This is a genomic window from Stenotrophomonas sp. HITSZ_GD (assembly GCF_029543105.1).
In the GTDB taxonomy this organism is placed as follows: Bacteria; Pseudomonadota; Gammaproteobacteria; order Xanthomonadales; family Xanthomonadaceae; genus Stenotrophomonas_A.
The window spans coordinates 20,283-38,711 of the sequence record NZ_JARQXB010000010.1 but is presented as its reverse complement, the minus strand read 5'-3'; the positions used below and the strand labels follow the sequence as shown (position 1 = coordinate 38,711).

At 70.9% G+C, this 18,429-nt stretch carries 16 protein-coding genes; 7 read left to right on the top strand and 9 right to left on the bottom strand.

The window, feature by feature from the left end; all coding sequences use genetic code 11:
* Nucleotides 1-8 precede the first annotated feature (8 nt).
* From P6166_RS11150 to P6166_RS11140, 3 genes are read right to left on the bottom strand one after another with little or no spacing between them, the layout of a single operon-like run.
* Entirely contained in the window at nucleotides 9-836 is an 828-nt protein-coding gene (locus P6166_RS11150) for a hypothetical protein (RefSeq protein WP_277764533.1), read from the bottom strand.
* A gap of 21 nt (nucleotides 837-857) precedes the next feature.
* Nucleotides 858-2,117 carry an amidohydrolase family protein gene (locus tag P6166_RS11145; RefSeq protein ID WP_277764532.1) on the bottom strand — a complete coding sequence of 420 codons (1,260 nt, stop codon included), beginning with the start codon at nucleotides 2,115-2,117 and terminating at the stop codon, nucleotides 858-860.
* The gene (locus P6166_RS11140) at nucleotides 2,114-3,514 is read right to left on the bottom strand and encodes an amidohydrolase (RefSeq protein WP_277764531.1); all 1,401 of its coding nucleotides are present in this window, start codon (nucleotides 3,512-3,514) and stop codon (nucleotides 2,114-2,116) included. Before P6166_RS11140 ends, P6166_RS11145 begins: the two co-directional genes overlap by 4 nt.
* A 143-nt stretch (nucleotides 3,515-3,657) precedes the next feature.
* Here P6166_RS11140 and P6166_RS11135 point away from each other — a divergent pair, with 143 nt between their 5' ends.
* Entirely contained in the window at nucleotides 3,658-4,215 is a 558-nt protein-coding gene (locus P6166_RS11135) for a DUF924 family protein (protein ID WP_277764530.1), read from the top strand.
* 91 nt (nucleotides 4,216-4,306) lie between these two features.
* Here the strand turns inward: P6166_RS11135 and grxD are convergent, their stop codons facing one another.
* Nucleotides 4,307-5,233 (bottom strand): Grx4 family monothiol glutaredoxin, encoded by a 927-nt coding sequence (grxD, locus tag P6166_RS11130; RefSeq protein ID WP_277764529.1) that lies wholly within the window; start codon nucleotides 5,231-5,233, stop codon nucleotides 4,307-4,309.
* 57 nt (nucleotides 5,234-5,290) lie between these two features.
* Between grxD and P6166_RS11125 the strand changes: the two genes are divergently transcribed.
* Entirely contained in the window at nucleotides 5,291-6,094 is an 804-nt protein-coding gene (locus P6166_RS11125) for a polysaccharide deacetylase family protein (protein WP_277764528.1), read from the top strand.
* A gap of 77 nt (nucleotides 6,095-6,171) precedes the next feature.
* On the opposite strand, the gene P6166_RS11120 is transcribed toward P6166_RS11125, so the two are convergent.
* Genes P6166_RS11120 through P6166_RS11110 form a run of 3 tightly spaced genes read right to left on the bottom strand, consistent with a single transcriptional unit; the run spans nucleotide 6,172 to nucleotide 8,768 of the window.
* A complete protein-coding gene (locus P6166_RS11120; RefSeq protein ID WP_277764641.1) occupies nucleotides 6,172-6,843 on the bottom strand; it encodes a methyltransferase in 672 nt (223 codons plus the stop codon).
* A 39-nt stretch (nucleotides 6,844-6,882) separates the two neighbouring features.
* Nucleotides 6,883-7,500, bottom strand: a complete 618-nt coding sequence (locus P6166_RS11115) for an SGNH/GDSL hydrolase family protein (RefSeq protein ID WP_277764527.1) — start codon at nucleotides 7,498-7,500, stop codon at nucleotides 6,883-6,885.
* Entirely contained in the window at nucleotides 7,497-8,768 is a 1,272-nt protein-coding gene (locus tag P6166_RS11110) for a pyridoxal phosphate-dependent aminotransferase (protein ID WP_277764526.1), read from the bottom strand. The genes P6166_RS11115 and P6166_RS11110 overlap by 4 nt, the downstream gene beginning before the upstream one ends.
* A gap of 167 nt (nucleotides 8,769-8,935) precedes the next feature.
* Between P6166_RS11110 and rsgA the strand changes: the two genes are divergently transcribed.
* The 4 genes from rsgA (at nucleotide 8,936) to P6166_RS11090 (ending at nucleotide 12,778) form a co-directional block, all read left to right on the top strand.
* Nucleotides 8,936-10,048 carry a ribosome small subunit-dependent GTPase A gene (gene rsgA / locus P6166_RS11105; protein ID WP_277764525.1) on the top strand — a complete coding sequence of 371 codons (1,113 nt, stop codon included), beginning with the start codon at nucleotides 8,936-8,938 and terminating at the stop codon, nucleotides 10,046-10,048.
* A 47-nt stretch (nucleotides 10,049-10,095) separates the two neighbouring features.
* On the top strand, nucleotides 10,096-11,313 hold the full coding sequence (locus tag P6166_RS11100; RefSeq protein WP_277764640.1) for a flavohemoglobin expression-modulating QEGLA motif protein: 1,218 nt from the start codon (nucleotides 10,096-10,098) through the stop codon (nucleotides 11,311-11,313).
* A 33-nt stretch (nucleotides 11,314-11,346) separates the two neighbouring features.
* The gene (locus P6166_RS11095; RefSeq protein WP_277764524.1) at nucleotides 11,347-11,985 is read left to right on the top strand and encodes a response regulator transcription factor; all 639 of its coding nucleotides are present in this window, start codon (nucleotides 11,347-11,349) and stop codon (nucleotides 11,983-11,985) included.
* Nucleotides 11,986-12,070: 85 nt separating this feature from the next.
* Nucleotides 12,071-12,778: a GntR family transcriptional regulator gene (locus tag P6166_RS11090; RefSeq protein ID WP_277764523.1), complete on the top strand. Its 708-nt coding sequence runs from the start codon at nucleotides 12,071-12,073 to the stop codon at nucleotides 12,776-12,778.
* A gap of 3 nt (nucleotides 12,779-12,781) precedes the next feature.
* Here the strand turns inward: P6166_RS11090 and P6166_RS11085 are convergent, their stop codons facing one another.
* Complete coding sequence (locus P6166_RS11085; protein ID WP_277764522.1) at nucleotides 12,782-15,412, bottom strand: PAS-domain containing protein; 2,631 nt, start codon at nucleotides 15,410-15,412, stop codon at nucleotides 12,782-12,784.
* A 116-nt stretch (nucleotides 15,413-15,528) separates the two neighbouring features.
* Nucleotides 15,529-16,710: a porin gene (locus P6166_RS11080; RefSeq protein ID WP_277764521.1), complete on the bottom strand. Its 1,182-nt coding sequence runs from the start codon at nucleotides 16,708-16,710 to the stop codon at nucleotides 15,529-15,531.
* Between the two features lie 229 nt (nucleotides 16,711-16,939).
* On the opposite strand from P6166_RS11080, the gene P6166_RS11075 reads away from it, so the two are divergent.
* Nucleotides 16,940-18,301 (top strand): dicarboxylate/amino acid:cation symporter, encoded by a 1,362-nt coding sequence (locus P6166_RS11075; protein ID WP_277764520.1) that lies wholly within the window; start codon nucleotides 16,940-16,942, stop codon nucleotides 18,299-18,301.
* Nucleotides 18,302-18,429 lie beyond the last annotated feature (128 nt).

The following is an 18,429-nucleotide window of genomic DNA, read 5'->3' as shown; positions in this document are numbered from 1 at the left end:
GGTTCCGGTCAGGGTTTGGCCGGTAGGGTAGCGGGCTTGTCGTCGTCCTTCACGGCGCTGATCTTGCCTTGCTCGATGGACCAGACGCCCGATTGCGTCGTGACGAACAGCGACTTGCCCGACCACAGCGACCAGAACACATGGATCTCGGTAGGGATATCGTCAAGCAGGTGGCTGACGATGAAGGCCTTGCTATCGCCATCGCCCCGGTTGTCCAGCGCGATGCAGCTATTGGTGAACGGCCGGCGCATGACGATCTGTCCGGCGCGGACCTCGTATCGCCAAGCGCCGCCCAACGGGAGCACTGCGTTGTCCTGCGTGCCCGGGATCACGTACACCACCCAATCGTCGTCGGCGTCGCCCGGGATCAGGACCGGGTTGTACAGGCCCGAGCACGAGGGCGGGGCCGCCGCCAGCGCGATCGCGCGCGCCTGCGCCTGCGCGACCTCGGCTGCCGAAAGCGGCGGGGGCGCATCGTCCACGGGCCCGGCGGGATGGCCATCGGCGTCAATCGGTACGCGATACAGCGCGGCGGGCGTCGCATCCACGAACACCACGTCGATGCCATCCGCGCGCTCCACCGTGATCCATCCGCGCACGCGCGCATCGCCACGCCCGCGCTGCGCGGCCATCAGCGCGTCACTGGCCACCCAGGCCGCGCGGTCCAGCCGCAGCAGGCGTTCGCCCAACGCTTCGGCACGGCGCAGCCCGGCTTCTGCAGCAGCGGGTGCGATGGATGCCGCGGGCGCGGGCGCGGCGGCAGCCTCGGCCGCCCGCGACGGCAGGGCGAGCGGCGCGAGCAAGGTGGACAGGATCAGCGGAGCAAACAGGCGCATGGAGGGCTTCCGGTTCGTCGATCAGTGCGAATACGCGCGCGGCAGTGCACCCGGCGCGCCCAGGTAGCGGTCGCGCAGCTCGGTCTGGCGCGAACGCATCGGCATCGCGCGCCCGCCCAGCCACACCTGCTCGGCGTAGTGCGCCACGTCGAGCGGGTCGCCGTCCCATAGCACCAGGTCGGCGCGCTTGCCCACGGCGATGCTGCCGATCTGCGCCGATACGCCGAAGATTTCCGCCGGCACGCGGGTCATGCCTGCCAATCCGGCCTCCCACGGCAGCCCATGGGCCACCGCGTTGCCGGCCAGCTGGCGCAGCTTGCGCGCGTTGTGCGAGGCGTCGTTGGACTGGCTGAAGCTCACCGCCACGCCCGCGGCGTGCAGGCGCGCGGCGTTCTCCAGCGTCGCGCCGACCTGGTCGAAGTTCGCCGGCAGGTCCGCCAGCGCATCCACCAGCACCGGCACCTGCGCCTGTGCCAGCAGCGGGGCGACCTTCCATGCCTCGCTGCCGCCGGCGATGGCGAGGCGCACCTTCTCGCGCTGCGCCCAGCGCACCAGCTGGCGGATGTCCGCCGCGCGCTCGACCTGCACCACGATGCGGCCGTTGCCGGCGAGGTAGTGGGCCAGCGTCGCGCGCCCGGCGGGCGTGAGCAGCGCGTGCGGCGAATCCAGCGGCACGCGGTTGCGCGCCTCGTCCACCAGCTGGTCGAGCAGCATCCACTGCGCCGCGCGCGAGTTGCCGGTGAGCTCGGCGGCCGCGGCGCCGATGCGGATGAACAAGGCGCGCGGGCCGATGGGGTCGGCGCTGCCGTCCAGGCGCACGATGCCGCCCTGGCCGGCGATGAAGGCGCCGTCGGTGGTGGCGCCCAGCGCGGTGAAGCCGATGCCTTCCACGCGTGCCACCGGCACCAGTACCGAATCCGGGTTGTAGGCGAGGGTGACGTCGAATTCCGGACGCATCGGCTGCTCGTGCAGCTTGAGGCCGCTGTCGACGGTCTCCTCCTCGCCGGAGACTTCCTCGATGCCGATCTCGGTGATGCCACCGAACAGCGCCGGCGTCAGCGCACGGCCGCGTGCCTCGACCACCACCGCTCCGGCGGGCGCGGCAAGGCCGGGGCCGATCGCGCGGATGGTGCCGCCCTGTATCAGCACGTCCGCGTGCTGCAGCGTGCCCTGGGCGGTGGCGGTGTGCACGGTGGCGTCGCGCACGAGCAGGTCCTGCGCGGCGGCGGGGCCGGCGAGCCACGCGGCGGTGGCGAGCAGCAGGGTGGACAGGCGGTTCACGGCGTCACCTCCTGGCCGAGCATGAAGTCCGAAGTGGGCTGCAAGCGCGGCTGGTGGCGGTCATAGACCTCCGCGCCGTCGATGTACACCTGCTCGGCAAGCGCATAGCTGCTGAAGGGGCTGCCGTTCCATACCACCACATCGCCCATCTTGCCGGCCTCCAGCGTGCCGGTCTGCTTCTCGATGCCCAGCGCCTTGGCGGCGTTGGCGGTAAGCCAGACGATGGCGTGCTCGGGCGGTATCTCGATGCCGGCGCGGCGCGCGGTGCCCATCGCCTTGGCGGCCTCCTGGTTGAGGCGCTGGATGCCTTCCTCCGAGTCCGAATGCACGATGGCGCAGCTCTTCGGCACGCGGTCGACCAGCGCGATGTTCTCTTGGATGCCATCGAAGGCCTCCATCTTGAAGCCCCACCAGTCGGCCCACATGCCGGCGCACACGTTCTCCGCGGCCAGCCGGTCGCCGATCTTGTAAGCCTCCACCGCGTGGTGGAACGCGGCGATGTGGAAGCCGAATTCCTTGGACAGATCCAGCATCGTGGCCATCTCGTCGGCGCGGTAGCAGTGGATGTGCACGCGGATGTCGCCGTTGATCGCGCCGGCGAGCGTGTCCAGCTTGAGGTCGCGCTTGCCGCCGCTGTCGCCGCCGCTGTCCGCCTCGCCGGACTTGCTCCACCAGTGCTTCTTCTCCGGGGTGGACTGCTTGGGAGCGTTCTTGCGCAGGTATTCGGCCGCATCGATGAAGGCGGCGCGGTAGCCGGCCACATTGCCCATGCGCGTGGCCGGGCCGCCCTTCTCGCCGTAGACGCGCTTGGGGTTCTCGCCGCAGGCCATCTTCAGGCCCCACGGCGCGCCGGGGAACTTCATCGCCTGGTAAGTGGTGGCCGGCACGTTCTTCAAGGTGACGCCGCGGCCGCCGATCAGGTTCGCCGACCCCGGCAGCACCTGCAGCGAGGTGATGCCGCCGGCCAGCGCGGTGAGGAAGCCCGGGTCTTGCGGCCAGATGGAATGCTCGGCCCATACGTTGGGCGTCACCGGCGCGGTCATCTCGTTGCCGTCGCTGTGCGCCTTCACCCCGGGGCGGGGATACACGCCCAGGTGCGAGTGGATGTCGATGATGCCCGGGGTCACCCACTTGCCATGGCCGTCCACGCGCTGCGCGTTGGCGGGCGCGGCCAGGGCGCGGCCCACCGCCTGCACGCGGCCATCGGCCAGCAGCACGTCGGCATCGTCCAGCCGCTCGCCGGTGCCGGTGAGTACGGTGGCATGCTCGATCAGCACGGGCACCGAGGCCAACGGCTTGTAGGTGCTCGGATACGGATCGTCGACGAAACGCGGCGCGGCGGCAGCCGGGCCGCACAACAGCACGCCGGCCAGGCCGGACAGCAAGAGGTGGCGCATCAGAATCCCCGGAAAAGCGATAAGCGTGCCCGCACGCTAGTGCAGAGCCGCCGGGTTGCCAAGACCCGGGGGGCGGGGTGTAGGCAGCGTGCTAACGCCACGGCGGGCATGCTGGGCGCATTCTTCCCTTTCCGGAGCCCGCGATGCCCCGTTCGCAGACCGCCAAGCAGATCGCCGAAGTGCTGGAATTCTGGCAGAGCGCGGGGCCCGAGCGCTGGTTCGGTCGCAACGAATCGTTCGACGCCAATTTCCGTAGCCATTTCCTCGACGCGCACCACGCCGCCGCGCGGCGCGAGCACGAGGACTGGATGGACAGCGCCGATGGCGCGCTGGCGCTGCTGATCCTGCTCGACCAGTTCCCGCGCAACGCCTTCCGCGATAGCGCGCACGCCTACGCCACCGATGGCCTGGCGCTGCATTACGCCAAGCGCGCGGTGGCGGCGGGCTTCGACTACGACGTGGCGCCTTCGCTTCGGATGTTCTTCTACTTGCCGTTCGAGCACAGCGAGGACGCGGCCGAGCAGGCGCGCTCGGTGGAACTGCACCAGGGCTTGCCGGAAGCGGACGCGGACAAGTGGGCGCTGCTGCACCAGGACATCATTGCCCGCTTCGGCCGTTTCCCGCATCGCAACGCGGTGCTGGGGCGGGAGACGACCGCCGAGGAGCAGCGGTTCCTCGACGAAGGCGGCTTTGCCGGCTGACCGCGCGCACCGGCAGTCCCCGGCATCCGGGCCGCCCATGAAAAAACGCCGCTTGCGCGGCGTTTTCTCTTTGCGGCAAGGCGGGCGCGCCTCAGTACTTCGGCACGCTGCCGTCCACCTCGTCCGACCAGGCATCGATGCCGCCGGTGACGTTGTAGACGCGGGTGAAGCCCTGCGCACGGAACTGCTCGGCGGCCTGCAGGCTGCGGCCACCGTGGTGGCACAGGAACGCGAGGGCGGTGTCCTTCGGCAGTGCTTCCAGATCGGCGCGGCCGTTGCCGTCGAAGTGGCGGAACGGCACGTTGACCGATGCGATGGCGCGCTCGTCGGCCGGGCGCACATCCACCAGGATCACGCTGCCGGCCTTCACCTGGTCGGCCGCCTCGCGCACCGCCAGCTCCTGCACCGGCTTGGGCGCATTGGGGTTGTCGATCGCCAGGCCGCGGCCGCGGATGTCGTCCACCCAATCGATGGTCACGCCCTCGGCGCGGCGCGCGCTGGACAGGTCGAACTGCACGCGCAGGCCGTTGGACTCGGCGGCGATGGCGTTGGGATCGGTCGGCACCAGCTGGAAGTTCGGCTGGAACTGCGCGTTGATCGACAGCGCCAGCGAAGCGCCCGGGGCATCGGCCAGCGCGCCCTTGAGCATCTCCACCGCCGCCGGGGTGATGGTGATCTTCGGCGGGGTGCGGTCCGGGGCCTGCAGGCCGAGCAGGCCGCTCAGCTCGCCGCTGTTGGCCAGCTGCTCGATGATGTCGCTGCCACCGACCAGTTCGCCGTCGATGTACAGCTGCGGAATGGTCGGCCAGTCGCCGTAGGCCTTGATGCCTTCGCGGATGTCCTGGTCGGCCAGCACGTTGACGTGCGCGTACTCCACGCCCAGGCCGTCCAGCACGCCCACCGCCTTGGCCGAGAAGCCGCACTGCGGCATGCCGGGCTGGCCCTTCATGAACAGGACGACGCGGTTGGATTGGAGCAGCGATTCGATGCGCGAGCGCAGGGCGGGGTCGAGGGACATCGGGAACGGCCGGCAAAGGTGGGACCGCTCATTCTACCGGCGTGCGATCATGCCGGCATGACTGCGCCGGAAACACTGTATCGCCCCGACACGCACCGCCCCGCGCGGCCCCGCCACCGTTGGGCGTGGGCGCTGGCCGCCTCGCAGTTGCTGGTGGCCTGGCTGTGGTGGCGCTTCGGCTGGCAGGCCGGCCTGCCCGCCATGGTGCTCAGCCACGCCTACTTCATGGGGCAGGTGTTCCTGCCGCGCTCCGGGCTGTATGCGCCGGTGGTGCGGCGCCGGCCCGGCGAAGGCCCGGCCGTGTGGCTGACCATCGACGATGGCCCGTCGCAGGACACCGTGGCAATGCTCGACCTGCTCGACGCCCACGACGCCCAGGCCACCTTCTTCCTGGTGGGCGAGCGCGCGGCACGCCAGCCGGCGCTGGTGCGCGAGATCCTGCGGCGCGGCCACGACCTGGGCAACCACAGCGACACCCATCCGCAGGCCTGGTTCTGGGCGTTGGGCCCCAAGGCGATGGCGCGCGAGATCGGCCAGGCGCAGCGTGCGCTCACCGACATCGCCGGCACGCCGCCGCGCTGGTACCGCTCGGTGGTGGGCATGACCAATCCATTCGTCGCCGGGCCGCTGCATGCGCATGGCCTGCGCCGCGTGGCCTGGACCGCGCGCGGCTTCGACGGCGTGGACTGCGAACCGGTGCAGACGGTGTCGCGCATTGCGCGCGATCTCGAACCCGGCGCGATCGTGCTGCTGCACGAAGGCGCCGCGCACGGCCACAACCCGGCGATCCTGCGCGGCGTGCTGGCCGAACTGGACGCGCGTGGGTTGAAGGCGGTACTGCCGGGGGCGTCGGCGGACTGAGTGCCGCGGCGGATCGGCATCGGCCCGCGTCCACCCGCGCCAGCAGTCGGCCTATCGCGTGGGCAAGCCCCTTGCGCCTAGGCGCGCCGCGCGACCACCAGCCAGTTGTTGAACGGCGTGGTGCCGTACAGCGGCGTGCATTCGCCCCGCAGGCCCAGCGATGAGAGCGCGGCCAGCAGGCCCTCGCGGCTGGGGTAATCGCGCGGCGCGGTACGCATCCAGCCGCTGAGATGGCCCAGGCGGTCGGCGATGCGGGTCAGCCGGCCGCGGGAATGATCGCCGGCCAGCGGCGTGCGGATCACCAGCGGCGCGCCCGCCGCCAGCCGCGCCGCGGCGTTGGCGAGCAGCGCCTGCTGTCGCTTGGCGGGCAGGTATTGCAGAACATCGAGCAGCGCCACGCTGCCCGCGTGCGGCGGCAACTGGCCGGTGAGGTCGAGTGGCGCGAAGGCCACTTGCCGCAGCGCGGCGACGCCCGCCGCGCGCTCGGCGCGCGCGAGCTTGGCCGTATCGATGTCCACGCCCAGGTAGGCCGGCGCATGCCGCGCGGCGCGCAGCGCGTGGGCGAGCAGGCCCAGCCCGCACCCCAGGTCCAGCACTGGCCACGGGGTGTCGCGCAGGATCGCGATCACGCCCGGGTACAACGGATCGCTGCGCAGCTTGGCCTGCACGTAGTGATAGTCGTAGCGGTTGCCCCAGCGCCGCGCCGGCAGGAAGGCCCGCGCGATGGCCCGCGCGTGTTCGCGCGGCATGCCTTGCGGCGGGGAGGCGGCCTCCATGCGCGCCGGCGCTCAGGCGGAAAGCGCGCGCCGCGCCGGTGGCAGCGCCTGCCGTGCCCAGTGCGCGTACATCGCGGCGGAAGGGTGCAGCCCGTCGTCGGCGAGCATGGCGATATCCTCGGCCTGCGCACGGCTGGCCGCGGTGATCTCGACGAACGCCACCCCTCGCTGCGCGCAGACGTCGGCGGCGGCCGCATTGAACGCGTCGATCTCGCGCGCCACCACGTCCGCATCGCGGCCCTGCTGGCGGGCGAAGGGGGTACGGCCCCAATCGGGGATCGATACCACCACCACGCGCGACGCGCGGCCTCCCGCGAATCCGATCGCCTGGTCGAGCAGCTCGCCGAACTGCGCGCGATACGTATCCAGCGGCCAGCCGCGGTACTGGTTGTTCACGCCGATGGCGAGGCTGACCAGCGCATACGGGCCCACCGGGGCGGCGGCGGCGATGCCGGCCTGCAACTCGTCGGTGGTCCAGCCGGTGGTGGCGATGTAGTGCGGTGCGTCCAGCGCGAAGCCTTCGGCACTCAGCCGCGCGGCCAGCTGCGCCGGCCAGCGCCCGTCTTCGGGCACGCCTTCGCCGATGGTGTAGGAGTCGCCCAGCGCGAGAAAGCGCGCGGCCGCGCTCATGCCGCGCTGCGCGGCTTCAGCGGCACCACTTTCTGCGCGTCCTCGGCGCGGCGCGCCAGGGCGCGGTCGATACGCGCGAACACGTCGCGCATCACCGCGGCCTCCGGCAACAGGGTGACGCGGAAATGGTTGCGGTACGGCACGTTGAAGCTCGATCCCGGCACCACCAGCACGCCTTCCTCATTCATCAGGTCCAGCGCAAAGGCGTGGTCGTCGAAGCCGCGCGCCGCATGCCCCACCACGGCCGGGAAGGCGTACAGCGCGCCGGCCGGCTTCACCAGCGACAGGTGTTCGCTGGCCTCGCACGCCTCGATCACCGCGCGGCGGGTCTCGTACAGGCGGCCGCCCGGTGCGGTGAGTTCGGAGATGGTATCCACGCCGTTGACGGCCGCGACGATGGCGTATTGCCCGGGCACGTTGGCGCACAGGCGCAATGCGCCGAGCAGGTCCAGCGCGTTGCGGAAATCGTGCACGCGCTCGGCCGCGCCGGAAAGCAGCGCCCAGCCCACGCGCCAGCCGCAGGCGCGGTGCACCTTGGACAGGCCGCTGAAGGTCACGCACGGGTGGTCGCCGGCCAGCGGGGCGACCGGGTGGAACGTGGCGTCGTCGTAGAGGATCTGGTCGTAGATCTCGTCCACCAGCAGCAGCAGGTCATGCTTGCGCGCCACCGCGACGATCTTCTCCAGCAGCTCGCGCGAATAGCTGGCGCCGCTGGGGTTGTTCGGGTTGATCAGCACGATGGCGCGGGTGCGCGAGGACACCAGCGCCTCGATCTCCACCGGGTCGGGCTGGAAGCCGTTTTCCGGCGCGCAGCGGTAGTACACCGGGCGGCCGTCGTTGAGGATGGTGGAGGCCGACCACAGCGGGTAGTCCGGCGAGGGCACCAGCACTTCGTCGCCCGGGTTGAGCAGGGCGCGCAGGGCCAGGTCGATCAGCTCGCTGACGCCGTTGCCGACGAAGATGCGGTCCGGATGGGCATCCGGATACTGGCGGCGGTCGTAGTATTCGGCGATCGCCTCGCGCGCCACCGGCAGGCCCTGCTGGTGGGTGTAGGGGTCCGTGCGGCCCATGTCGTCGGCGATGGCGCGCTGCAGGTGCTCCGGTGCACGGAAGCCGAACGCGCCGGGGTTGCCGATGTTGAGCTTGATCAGCTTGCGGCCCTGCGCCTCCAGGTCCCTAGCTCGCCGCGCCAGTTCGCCCCGGATCTCGTAGCGGACTTCGGACAGGCGCTCGCGGATGGCGAGCGGCTTCAGCGGTGGATTGGACATGGCGGTGGTGGGTGGGCCGACAGGGCGTGGAAACCGCATGGTAGCCCAATTGCGGCAGTGCGGAAGGGCATAAAGTCCATGCGTGGCGAGGGCTTGCCGGCTCGGTGTGGGCATCGGGGGCGCCCGGCCCCGGCGACTGCGGCGCGGCCAGCGCCTAGAATCGGCGGATGACCGATGCTTCTCCCGACTTCGACGCCCTGCGCGTGATCGGCTGGCCCTGGCCGGGCCCGCCCGCCGAGCCGGCCTGGCAGGCCCTGCTGGACGCCCATCCGGCCGCGCGACCGGCGCGCGTGATCGAGCAGCACCGTTCCGGCTACGTGGTGGCCGACGCGCCGGAGGCGGCCATCAAGGCCGAATCGCCGGCGGAGTGGCAGCGCCCCCCGGGTTTCAAGAAAGGCCATGCGCCGGCGCACGAGCGCGCCGCGGTCGGCGACTGGGTGCTGCTGGAAGGCAAGCGCATCGTCGCGCTATTGCCGCGGCGCACCGCCATCAAGCGCGGCGCGGCCGGCGAGCATTACCAGCAACAGGTGATCGCGGCGAACATCGATGCAGTGTTCATCGTCTGCGGCCTGGATGCGGACTTCAACCCGCGCCGCATCGAACGCTATCGGCTGCTGGTGGGCAGCGGCGGCGCCGAACCGGTGGTGGTGCTGACCAAGGCCGATACCGCCACCGACGTACCCGGCGCGGTCGCCGCGCTGGTCGAACTGGCCGCGCAGCGGGTCGCGGTGCGCGCCGTCAATGCGCGCGATCCGCACAGCGTGTCATCGTTGCTGCCGTGGCTGGGGCCGGGCAGCACCGTGGTGCTGGTCGGCTCCTCGGGCGCGGGCAAGTCCACGCTCACCAACACGCTGCTGGGCGAAGAGCGCATGCGTACCGGCGCGGTGCGCGACAGCGATTCGCGCGGCCGCCACACCACCACGTTCCGCTCGCTGATGACGCTGCCGAGCGGCGCGTGCGTGATCGACACGCCCGGCATGCGCGAACTCAAGCCCACCGGCGAGGAAGACCTGGCCGATGGCGGCTTCGCCGACATCGAGGCGCTGGCCGCGCAATGCCGCTTCCGCGATTGCTCGCACGGCGCGGAACCCGGCTGCGCCGTGCGCGCGGCGATCGAGCGCGGCGACCTGGACCCCGCGCGCCTGGCCAATTACCTCAAGCTGCGCGACGAGGTGGCCGGCGCCGCCGACAAGCTCGCCACGCGGCTGGCGCAGAAGGCCGAAACGCGCGGACCGGGCAAGGGACCGGGCAAGCGCCCGGACGAGAAGCGGCGCCGGTGAGTGCGCCCGATGCCACGCTTGCCCGGCACGCCGCGCTCGACGCGCGGATGGTCGCGGCGGTGCGCGGCATCCGCCTGCTCGGGCTGACCAGCTGGCCCTCGTCACTGCAGGCGCCGTTCCTGGAAAGCGTGACGCTGGGCCGGCCACGGCTCCCGCAAGTGGCCTATCCCAAGCTCGATTTCAGCGCGGTGCGGCGCGAGCTGGCGGCCATCGCCGCGCAGGCCGACCCGCAGTATCCGCTCGGCGCGTATCTGCGCGCGTCCATCCACAGCTGGGACCTGGCGGCGGCGTTGCTGGAATCGCTCGGCACCGCGGCGGCGGGCGAATATTCGGCGCAGCTGTTCGGCCTGCCCGACGACCCGATGCCCGGCCAGGGCCCGAGCACGCGCGAAGCGGCGCGGCACTTCATCCAGATCGCGCAAGAGCTGGACAGCGAGCTGCTCGCGCCCGAAGAGCAGGTGCCGGTGTCGGCCACCGCCTTGCAGCTGCAACTGCAGGGCGACCTGGACGACTTCTTCGACGCGCGCCTGATCACCGTCGAGCTGGACCCGGACCTGATCGCCAAGGCCGCGGCCGGCGCGCACCGCATCCGCCTGCGCAGCGGTGCGCTGTTCAGCGACTACGACCGCGCTCAGCTGTTCCACCACGAGGCCCTGGTGCATTCGCTCACCGCGCTCAACGGCCGCGAGCAGGTGCACCTGCCGAGCCTGGCGCTGTCCTCCCCGCGCGTGACCGCCACCCAGGAAGGGCTGGCGACCTTCGCCGAGCAGATCACCGGCAGCATCGACATCGAGCGGATGAAGCGCATCAGCCTGCGCATCGAGGCGGTGGCGATGGCGCGCGAAGGCGCCGACTTCATCCAGGTGTTCGACTATTTCCGCCAGGCCGGGCAGAACGCCGAGGAAAGTTTCGCCTCCGCCCAGCGCGTGTTCCGTGGCGTGCCGCCGACCGGCGGCCATGCCTTCACCAAGGACACCGTGTACCTGCGCGGGCTGGTGGGCGTGCACACGTTCTTCCGCCAGGCGCTGCAGCGCGACGAGCTGCGCCTGTGCCGCTGGCTGTTCGCCGGCAAGATGGCGCTGGAGGATGTGGCTCCGTTCGCGCCGCTGTTCGAGGCCGGCGTGCTGGCGCCGCCGCGCTGGCTGCCGCGCTGGGTGAGCCGGGCCAGCGGGTTGGCGGGCATGCTGGCGTTCTCGCTGTTCGCCAACCGCATCCGCATGGACCGGCTGAGCGGCTTCGACACCCGGCCCACGTCCACCGGCTGATGCCGCGCGGGCGGGCATGTCAGACTGTCCGCCATGTCCGGACCCACCCTGCTTGTCGCCGACGACCATCCGCTGTTCCGCGCGGCGGTCATCCATGTCCTGCGCGAGGCGCTGCCGGAAGCGCGCATGCTGGAAGCCGCCAGCGCCGCCACGCTCGGGCAGACGCTGGGCCAGCACCCGGATGCCGACCTGGTCCTGCTCGATCTGGCCATGCCGGGCGCGCGCGGCTTTTCCGCATTGCTGCACGTGCGCGGCGAATACCCGGACGTGCCGGTGGTGGTGATCTCCTCCAACGATCATCCGCGGGTGATCCGCCGCGCGCAGCAGTTCGGCGCGGCCGGCTTCATCTCCAAGTCGGCGCCGCCGGAGGCCATCGCCACCGCCGTGGCCACCGTGCTGGAGGGCGGCAGTGCCTTCCCGCCGATGCAGGTGGAGCGCTCCGAGGCCGACGCGCACCTCGCCGCCCGCCTCGCCCAGCTCACCCCGCAGCAGTTCCGCGTGCTGCTGTGCCTGGCCGACGGCCTGCTCAACAAGCAGATCGCCCACCAACTGGGCCTGGCCGAGAACACGGTGAAGGTGCACGTCACCGCCATCCTCAAGAAGCTCGATTGCTACAGCCGCACCCAGGCGGCGGTGCTGGTGAAGGCGCTGGAGCCGGAAAGCGCGCCGTGAGCGCCGCCGCACCGATGCAGTTTCGCGGCTGACAAGCGCGCGCCGATCGCCAAGGCTGGCCGGGTCGAGGCAGGGAGCGCAGCACGTGTCCAGCAAGCGGGCGGTGACGGAAGGCACGCAGTGGCGGCGCATCGCCGCGATCCTGGCAACGGAGATCCGCCAGGGGTACTGGCGCGATGGCCGGCCGTTGCCCGCCGCCTTGCGGCTGGCCGAGCGGTTTGGCGTGCATCGCCACACCGTGCGCAAGAGCCTGGACTGGCTGCGCGCCGAAGGCCTGCTGCGCGCGCACGGCAGGCGGGTGGCCGCACCGCGCCTGCCACTGCCGCTGGCGGCCTGCACGTTCCTGCCCGAACACCTGCACGACCTCGGCGTGCAGGCGCGGAGCACGCTGCGGGCCTGCACGACGGTGGCCGGGCTGCCCCCGGCCTTGCAGGCGCGCACGCCTTGCCACCTGCCCGGTCCGCTGCTGCACCTGGTCTACGACGTGGCGGGCGGCGAACAGCTGTGGGCGCGTACCGAAGCCTGGTTGCCGGCCGGCGCGTTCACTGATGTCGGGGCGCGGATGGTCCGCGGCCACGCCTTGGGCACCGCGTTGCGGCAGGCGGGCATCGCCGCGGCCAGCCGTCGCCACGCCTGGGTGGAGGCCGGCGGCGAGCTGCCCGACGCGCTCGCCGACCTTGCCGACGCGTCGTTGTCGCTGCGGGTCTGCGTGCTGGCGCTGGACGCGCGCGGCCTTCCGCTCAAGCTGTGCCTGCACCATTTCGATGCGGGGCGCTTGCGCCTGCTGGTATAGGCCTCAGCGCTGGCGCAGCAGCATCTGGGTCATGAGGGCGCGCAGCGCCGGGGGGCGCACCGGCTTGGCGAGGAAGCCCCATCCCTGCGCGATCGCATCGGCGCGCAGCGCTTCGTCGGCCTCCGCGCTGACCAGGATCACCCCCGGCGTGGCCTGCCACCGCTCGCACAACTGGCGATACACGTCCGGCCCGTGCAGCGGCGCCATGCGCACATCCAGCAGCAGCAATTGCGGCGCGGTGCCGGGCGACGCCGCCTCCAGCGCGGCCTGCGGCCCGCCGGCGAATCCGACCGCGCAGCCCCAGCGTGCCAGCAGCGTGCGCGTGGCTTCGCATACGCGCGGATCGTCGTCCACGCTCCACACGCGGCAGCCGCGCAGGCGGTCGTCGTCCAGTTCGAGCGCCGGCGTGGGCGCGGCGGGCGCCACCGCGGCCGGGTCGCCCAGCGGCACGCGCACCCAGAACACGCTGCCGTGCCCCAGCCGCGAACGCAGGCCGATGCGGTGGCCAAGCACCCGGCCGATGCGCTCGACGATCGCCAGCCCGAGCCCGGCGCCGCGCTGGTCGCCATCGTCCAGGCGGCGGAATTCCTCGAAGATTTCCTGCTGGCGGCTCTCCGGAATGCCCGGGCCCTGGTCGTGCACTTCGATGCGCAGCGCGCCCGCCTCGCGGCGGCACCCCACCAGGATGCGGCCGCGGCGCGTGTAGCGCACGGCGTTGGACAGGAAGTTCTGCAGGATGCGCCGCAGCAGTGCTTCGTCGCTGCGCACGATGGCGGTGGTGGCCACGCCGCGCAGCGCCAGCCCGCGATCGTTCGCCAGGATGCCGAACTCGCGCAGCAGCGCGTCGAGCAGGCCCTGCACGGCGAAGTCGCGCGGGTTGGCCTGCAACTGGCCCGATTCCATGCGCGAGATGTCCAGCAGGCTGGCGAGGATGGCGTCCTGGGCGGCCAGCGCGCCTTCGATGTTGTCGGCCACCTGGCGGCTGGCCGGCTCGTGCAGGTGGCCGCGCAGGGCCGAGACAAACATGCGCGCCGCGTTCAACGGCTGCAGCAGGTCGTGCACGGCGGCGGCGACGAAGCGGGTCTTGTAGCGGTTGGCGTTTTCCGCTTCGTGCCGCGCTTCTTCCAGGTCGCGCGTGCGCTCGACGATGCGGTGCTCCAGCGCATCGGCCATTGAGCGCAGCTCGCGCGCGGCGTTCTTGTAGCTGGTGATGTCGGCGTAGCTGGTGACGAAGCCCCCATCGGGCAACGGATTGCCGCGGATCTCCAGCACGGTGCCATCGTCCTTCTCGCTCTCGCGCAAGTGCGGCCGGCCGCTACGCAGGTGTTCCAGGCGCCGGGCGATGGCTTCTTCCACCGGGCCGGGGCCGAGCAGGCCGCGGCGCGCGTTGAAGCGAAACAACTGCTCGATGGGCGTGCCGATGCGCAGCAGCTCGGTGGGGAAGCGGAATAGGTCGACGTAACGCTGGTTCCAGGCCACCAGGTTGAGGTCGGCATCGATGATGACCACGCCCTGCGGCAGGTGTTCCAGGCTGCGGCTCAGGCCGCTGTCGGCGCCCTGCGCGGCCTGCACGATGCCGTCCTGCGCGGTGCGCAGTTCGTGCGCGTGCTGTTGCAGCACCGCTTCCAGCTCGCGCCGGCTGCGCTGGCGCAGGGCGGCCAAGCGGCGGCGCTGCTCGACGAACAGCACCAGCAGCGAGAGCGCCAGCCAGCTGCCACCGGCGGCCAGGGCGGCACTGCGGCTGGCGGCCACCGCGCCGGTGATTTCATGCAGCAGATGCAGGCGCCAGCCGGTTTCCGGCACTTCCAGCGTCTGCCACAACACGGGCGAGGCGATGGCCGGTTCGTCCACGTGCGCCAGGCGGCTGCCCGGGGCGTTAGCCGGGCGGAAGCGCGCATGCAGGGGCAGCAGGACCTGGCCGGCGTACTGGCGGGTGGCATCGAGCTCGGCGCGTTCGCGCACATCGAGCGGGTCGAGCACGCGGTAGCGCCATTCCGGCCGGCTGGCGAGGAACACCACGTCGTGCGCATCGGAGGCGAGCACGATGTCCGGTGTCTGCAGCCATTCGCGCTCCAGGGCGGCCAGCGCGATCTTGATGACGATGATGCCGCTCACCTGGCCGGCGTCGTCGTGCAACGCCTGGGACAGGAAGTAACCCGGCTCGCCGGTGGTCACGCCGATGCCGTAGAAGCGGCCGCTGCCCCGGGCCAGCGCCTGCTGCACATAGGGCCGGAAGCTGTAATCGACGCCGACATTGCTGCGCGGGTCGCGCCAGTTGCTCGCGGCCAGGGCGCGGCCGCGGCGGTCGATCAGCGTCAGCGTGGAAGACTGAGTGATGCGGTTGGCATCTTCGAGCTTGGCGTTGAGATGGGCGACATCCGCCGCGTCCAGGGGCCGATCCACCGCCGAGCGCAGCTCCGGGTCCAGCGCCAGCACCTGCGGCAACGTGCGATAGCGGTCGATGCGCTGCTGCAACGCCTGTGCATAGAGATCCAGCTGGCGACGCACGCTGGCACTCTCTTCCTGCAACGCGCGGCGCTCGGCGAAGTGCGAGGCCGCCGCCATCGCCAGCAGCATGCCGCCGATGACCAGCAGCAGGATCAGGAACAGGCGGGGACGGCGCGCGAGCGGCATGCGGCGGGGCGGGGCGGGCGGAGGCTGGCCGCCACTATATAGACAGGCGCCGGTGCGCCCGGGCTACGCGAGGTAGCCGGGCGCGCCGGCGCATCGGGGGGAGTGGTGCAGGGCGCTTAGAACATCACCTGCGCGCGCAGCTCCCAGATGTCCGGCGTGGTGTGGATGCCGCGGCGGCTCGCGTCGGCCTTCACGTAGTTGGCCTGGAACTTGAAGTGGCTGGTGAGGTACCAGTTCGCGCCGAAGGTCCAGTCGTGCTGGCGGCCGCCGTCGATGCCGTTGTCCTGCAGGTCCAGCCGGCTGTAGCGCGCCAGCAACTCCACCGCGCCGTAGTTGTGCGCAGGCTTGACGTTGGCCACCGCGCCGGCGGCGTAGGGACGGGTTTCGCCGGTGAGGATCCAGCTGCCGTAGAGGTATTGGCCGTTGGCGCTGTAGTCCGAAAGGCCGTTGTCGCGGGTGATCTTGGCCTGCAGTGCCTCGCCCTGCAGCGAGAACGGGCCGTGGATCCAGATGCCTTCGAAACCGGCGCGGCGGATCTGGTCCACCGGGGTGAGGCTGCCCGAATCCACCAGGCGGATGTCGGTCAGGCCGGCTTCCGGGCGCGCGCGCAGGCGGCCGCTCGGGTCGAAGTGCTCGTCGCGGCCATTGTGGTAGCCGCGCGGGTTCTCCACCGAGGCCGACAGGCCCAGGTGCAGCACATCGCCACTGGCCTTGATCGGCGTCCACACGCCGCGCACGGCCTGCATGGTGCCGGGGTTGTCGCCCTGCAGGTCCTTGCCGCCGTACGCGCCGGCCTGCAGGAAGTATTGGGGCTGCTCAAAGGTCCACTCCACGCCGGTGCGGCGGCCGGCGTAGAACGCCTGCACGGGCAGGGCCACTTCCATGAAGCTGGTGGCGCGCGAGCTGGTGTTGCCGTCCAGGCCCACGGGAGTCTTCATGTAGCCCACGCGGATGCGGCCGAAGTCGCTGCCGAACAGCGCCTTGGTCTCCATGCGCACGAACACGTCCAGCCAGGTGTGGGCCTCGAAGTCGAAGTACACCATGGCGTCGTACACGCCCTTCTTCTTCAGCGTGGCGCCGAACTCGCGGCGGCGCATGCCGTTGTCATCCTCCAGGCGGTCGTCGCCGGAGAAATCGTTGTCGTCGTAGGCGAAGTTGAGCGTGCCGGCCAGCTCGGTGCCATCGGCGAAGGTGTACTTGGTGGGCCAGTTGTCGAAATCGGCGGCGGCAGCCACGGCGGGCAGGGTCCCCAGGCACACGGTGGCGGCAAGGGCGGAAAACAGGGCGGTTGGCTTCATGGCGGCAAAATCTTTCGTGATGGAGGACAACCGGCGGCGGGGGCGGCCTGCGGATGCGATACGGATGCATCCAGATAACGGCCGGTGTGCCGGAATGTTGATTCTAGGAGGGTGTCGCGTGACGGAACGGCGATCTAGTACCAATAGGTTATCCGCCACGACCCCGCCACTGGGCTAAAAAGTGCGCCGCAGGCGTGCCAACCGGCGCGCCGTCCGCTGGAGTTTCGCCATGCACATCGCCACGACCCCTGGTCCGCATACCCCTCCCCCGAAGCTGCCGCTGTACCGGCAGCTGTATTTCCAGGTCGTCGTGGCGATCGTGCTGGGCGCCATCCTGGGCCACTACGAGCCGGCGCTGGGCGAATCGCTCAAGCCGCTGGGTGACGCCTTCATCAAGCTGGTGAAGATGATCATCACCCCGGTCATCTTCCTGACCATCGTCACCGGCATCGCCGGCATGACCCAGTTGCGGACCGTCGGGCGCGTGTTCGCCAAGGCGATGACGTACTTCCTGTTCTTCTCCACGCTGGCGCTGGTGATCGGCATGATCGTCGCGCACGTCGTGCAGCCGGGCGCGGGCATGAACGTCAACGTGGCCGATCTGGACCAGACGGCCGTGCACAGCTACGTGGAGAAGTCGCACGACCTGACGCTGGTCGGCTTCCTGATGGACATCATCCCGAGCACGCTGGTGAGCGCGTTCGTGGACGGCAACATTCTGCAGACGCTGTTCGTGGCCGTGCTGTTCGGCATCGCCCTGGCGATGGTGGGCGAGCGCGGCAAGCCGATCCAGACCTTCCTGGAAGCGCTGACCGCGCCGGTGTTCCGGCTGGTGCACATCCTCATGCGCGCCGCGCCGATCGGCGCGTTCGGCGCGATCGCCTTCACCATCGGCAAGTACGGCGTGGCCTCGCTGATCAACCTGGCCTGGCTGGTGGGCTCGTTCTACATCAGCTCGCTGCTGTTCGTGCTGCTCATCCTGGGCCTGGTGGCGCGGCTGTGCGGGTTCTCGGTGATCAAGCTGATCCGCTACCTCAAGGCCGAGCTGCTGCTGGTGCTGGGCACCTCGTCCTCCGAATCGGCGTTGCCCTCGCTGATGGAGAAGATGGAAAAGGCCGGCTGCAGCAAGTCGGTGGTGGGCCTGGTCGTGCCGACCGGCTACTCGTTCAACCTGGACGGCACCAACATCTACATGACGCTGGCGGCGCTGTTCATCGCCCAGGCCACCAACACCGAACTGACGCTGGGCCACCAGATCACCCTGCTGCTGGTGGCGATGCTCAGCTCCAAGGGCGCGGCGGGCGTGACCGGCGCCGGCTTCATCACCCTGGCCGCGACGCTGTCGGTGGTGCCGGAGGTGCCGGTGGCGGGCATGGCGCTGATCCTGGGCGTGGACCGCTTCATGAGCGAATGCCGCTCGCTGACCAACTTCATCGGCAACGCGGTGGCCACGGTGGTGGTCTCGCGCTGGGAGAACGCGCTGGACCGCGAGCAGCTCGCACGCGTGCTCGACCAGGGCGAAGACCCTTACGCCGCACCGCCCGCGCTGGCCGCGGCCTTCGTCCCCGTCGACGAGAAGAGCCCGGATTGACGTGTTTTCCGGCCGGCCGCGACCCTTGCAGGGCGCGGCCGCGCCGCATTGCAGCATCGCTCCGCGGCCCCGCCGACAGCTGCGCGACAGCCTGCCTGTCACCCCGTGGAGTTAGAATCGACCCCCTC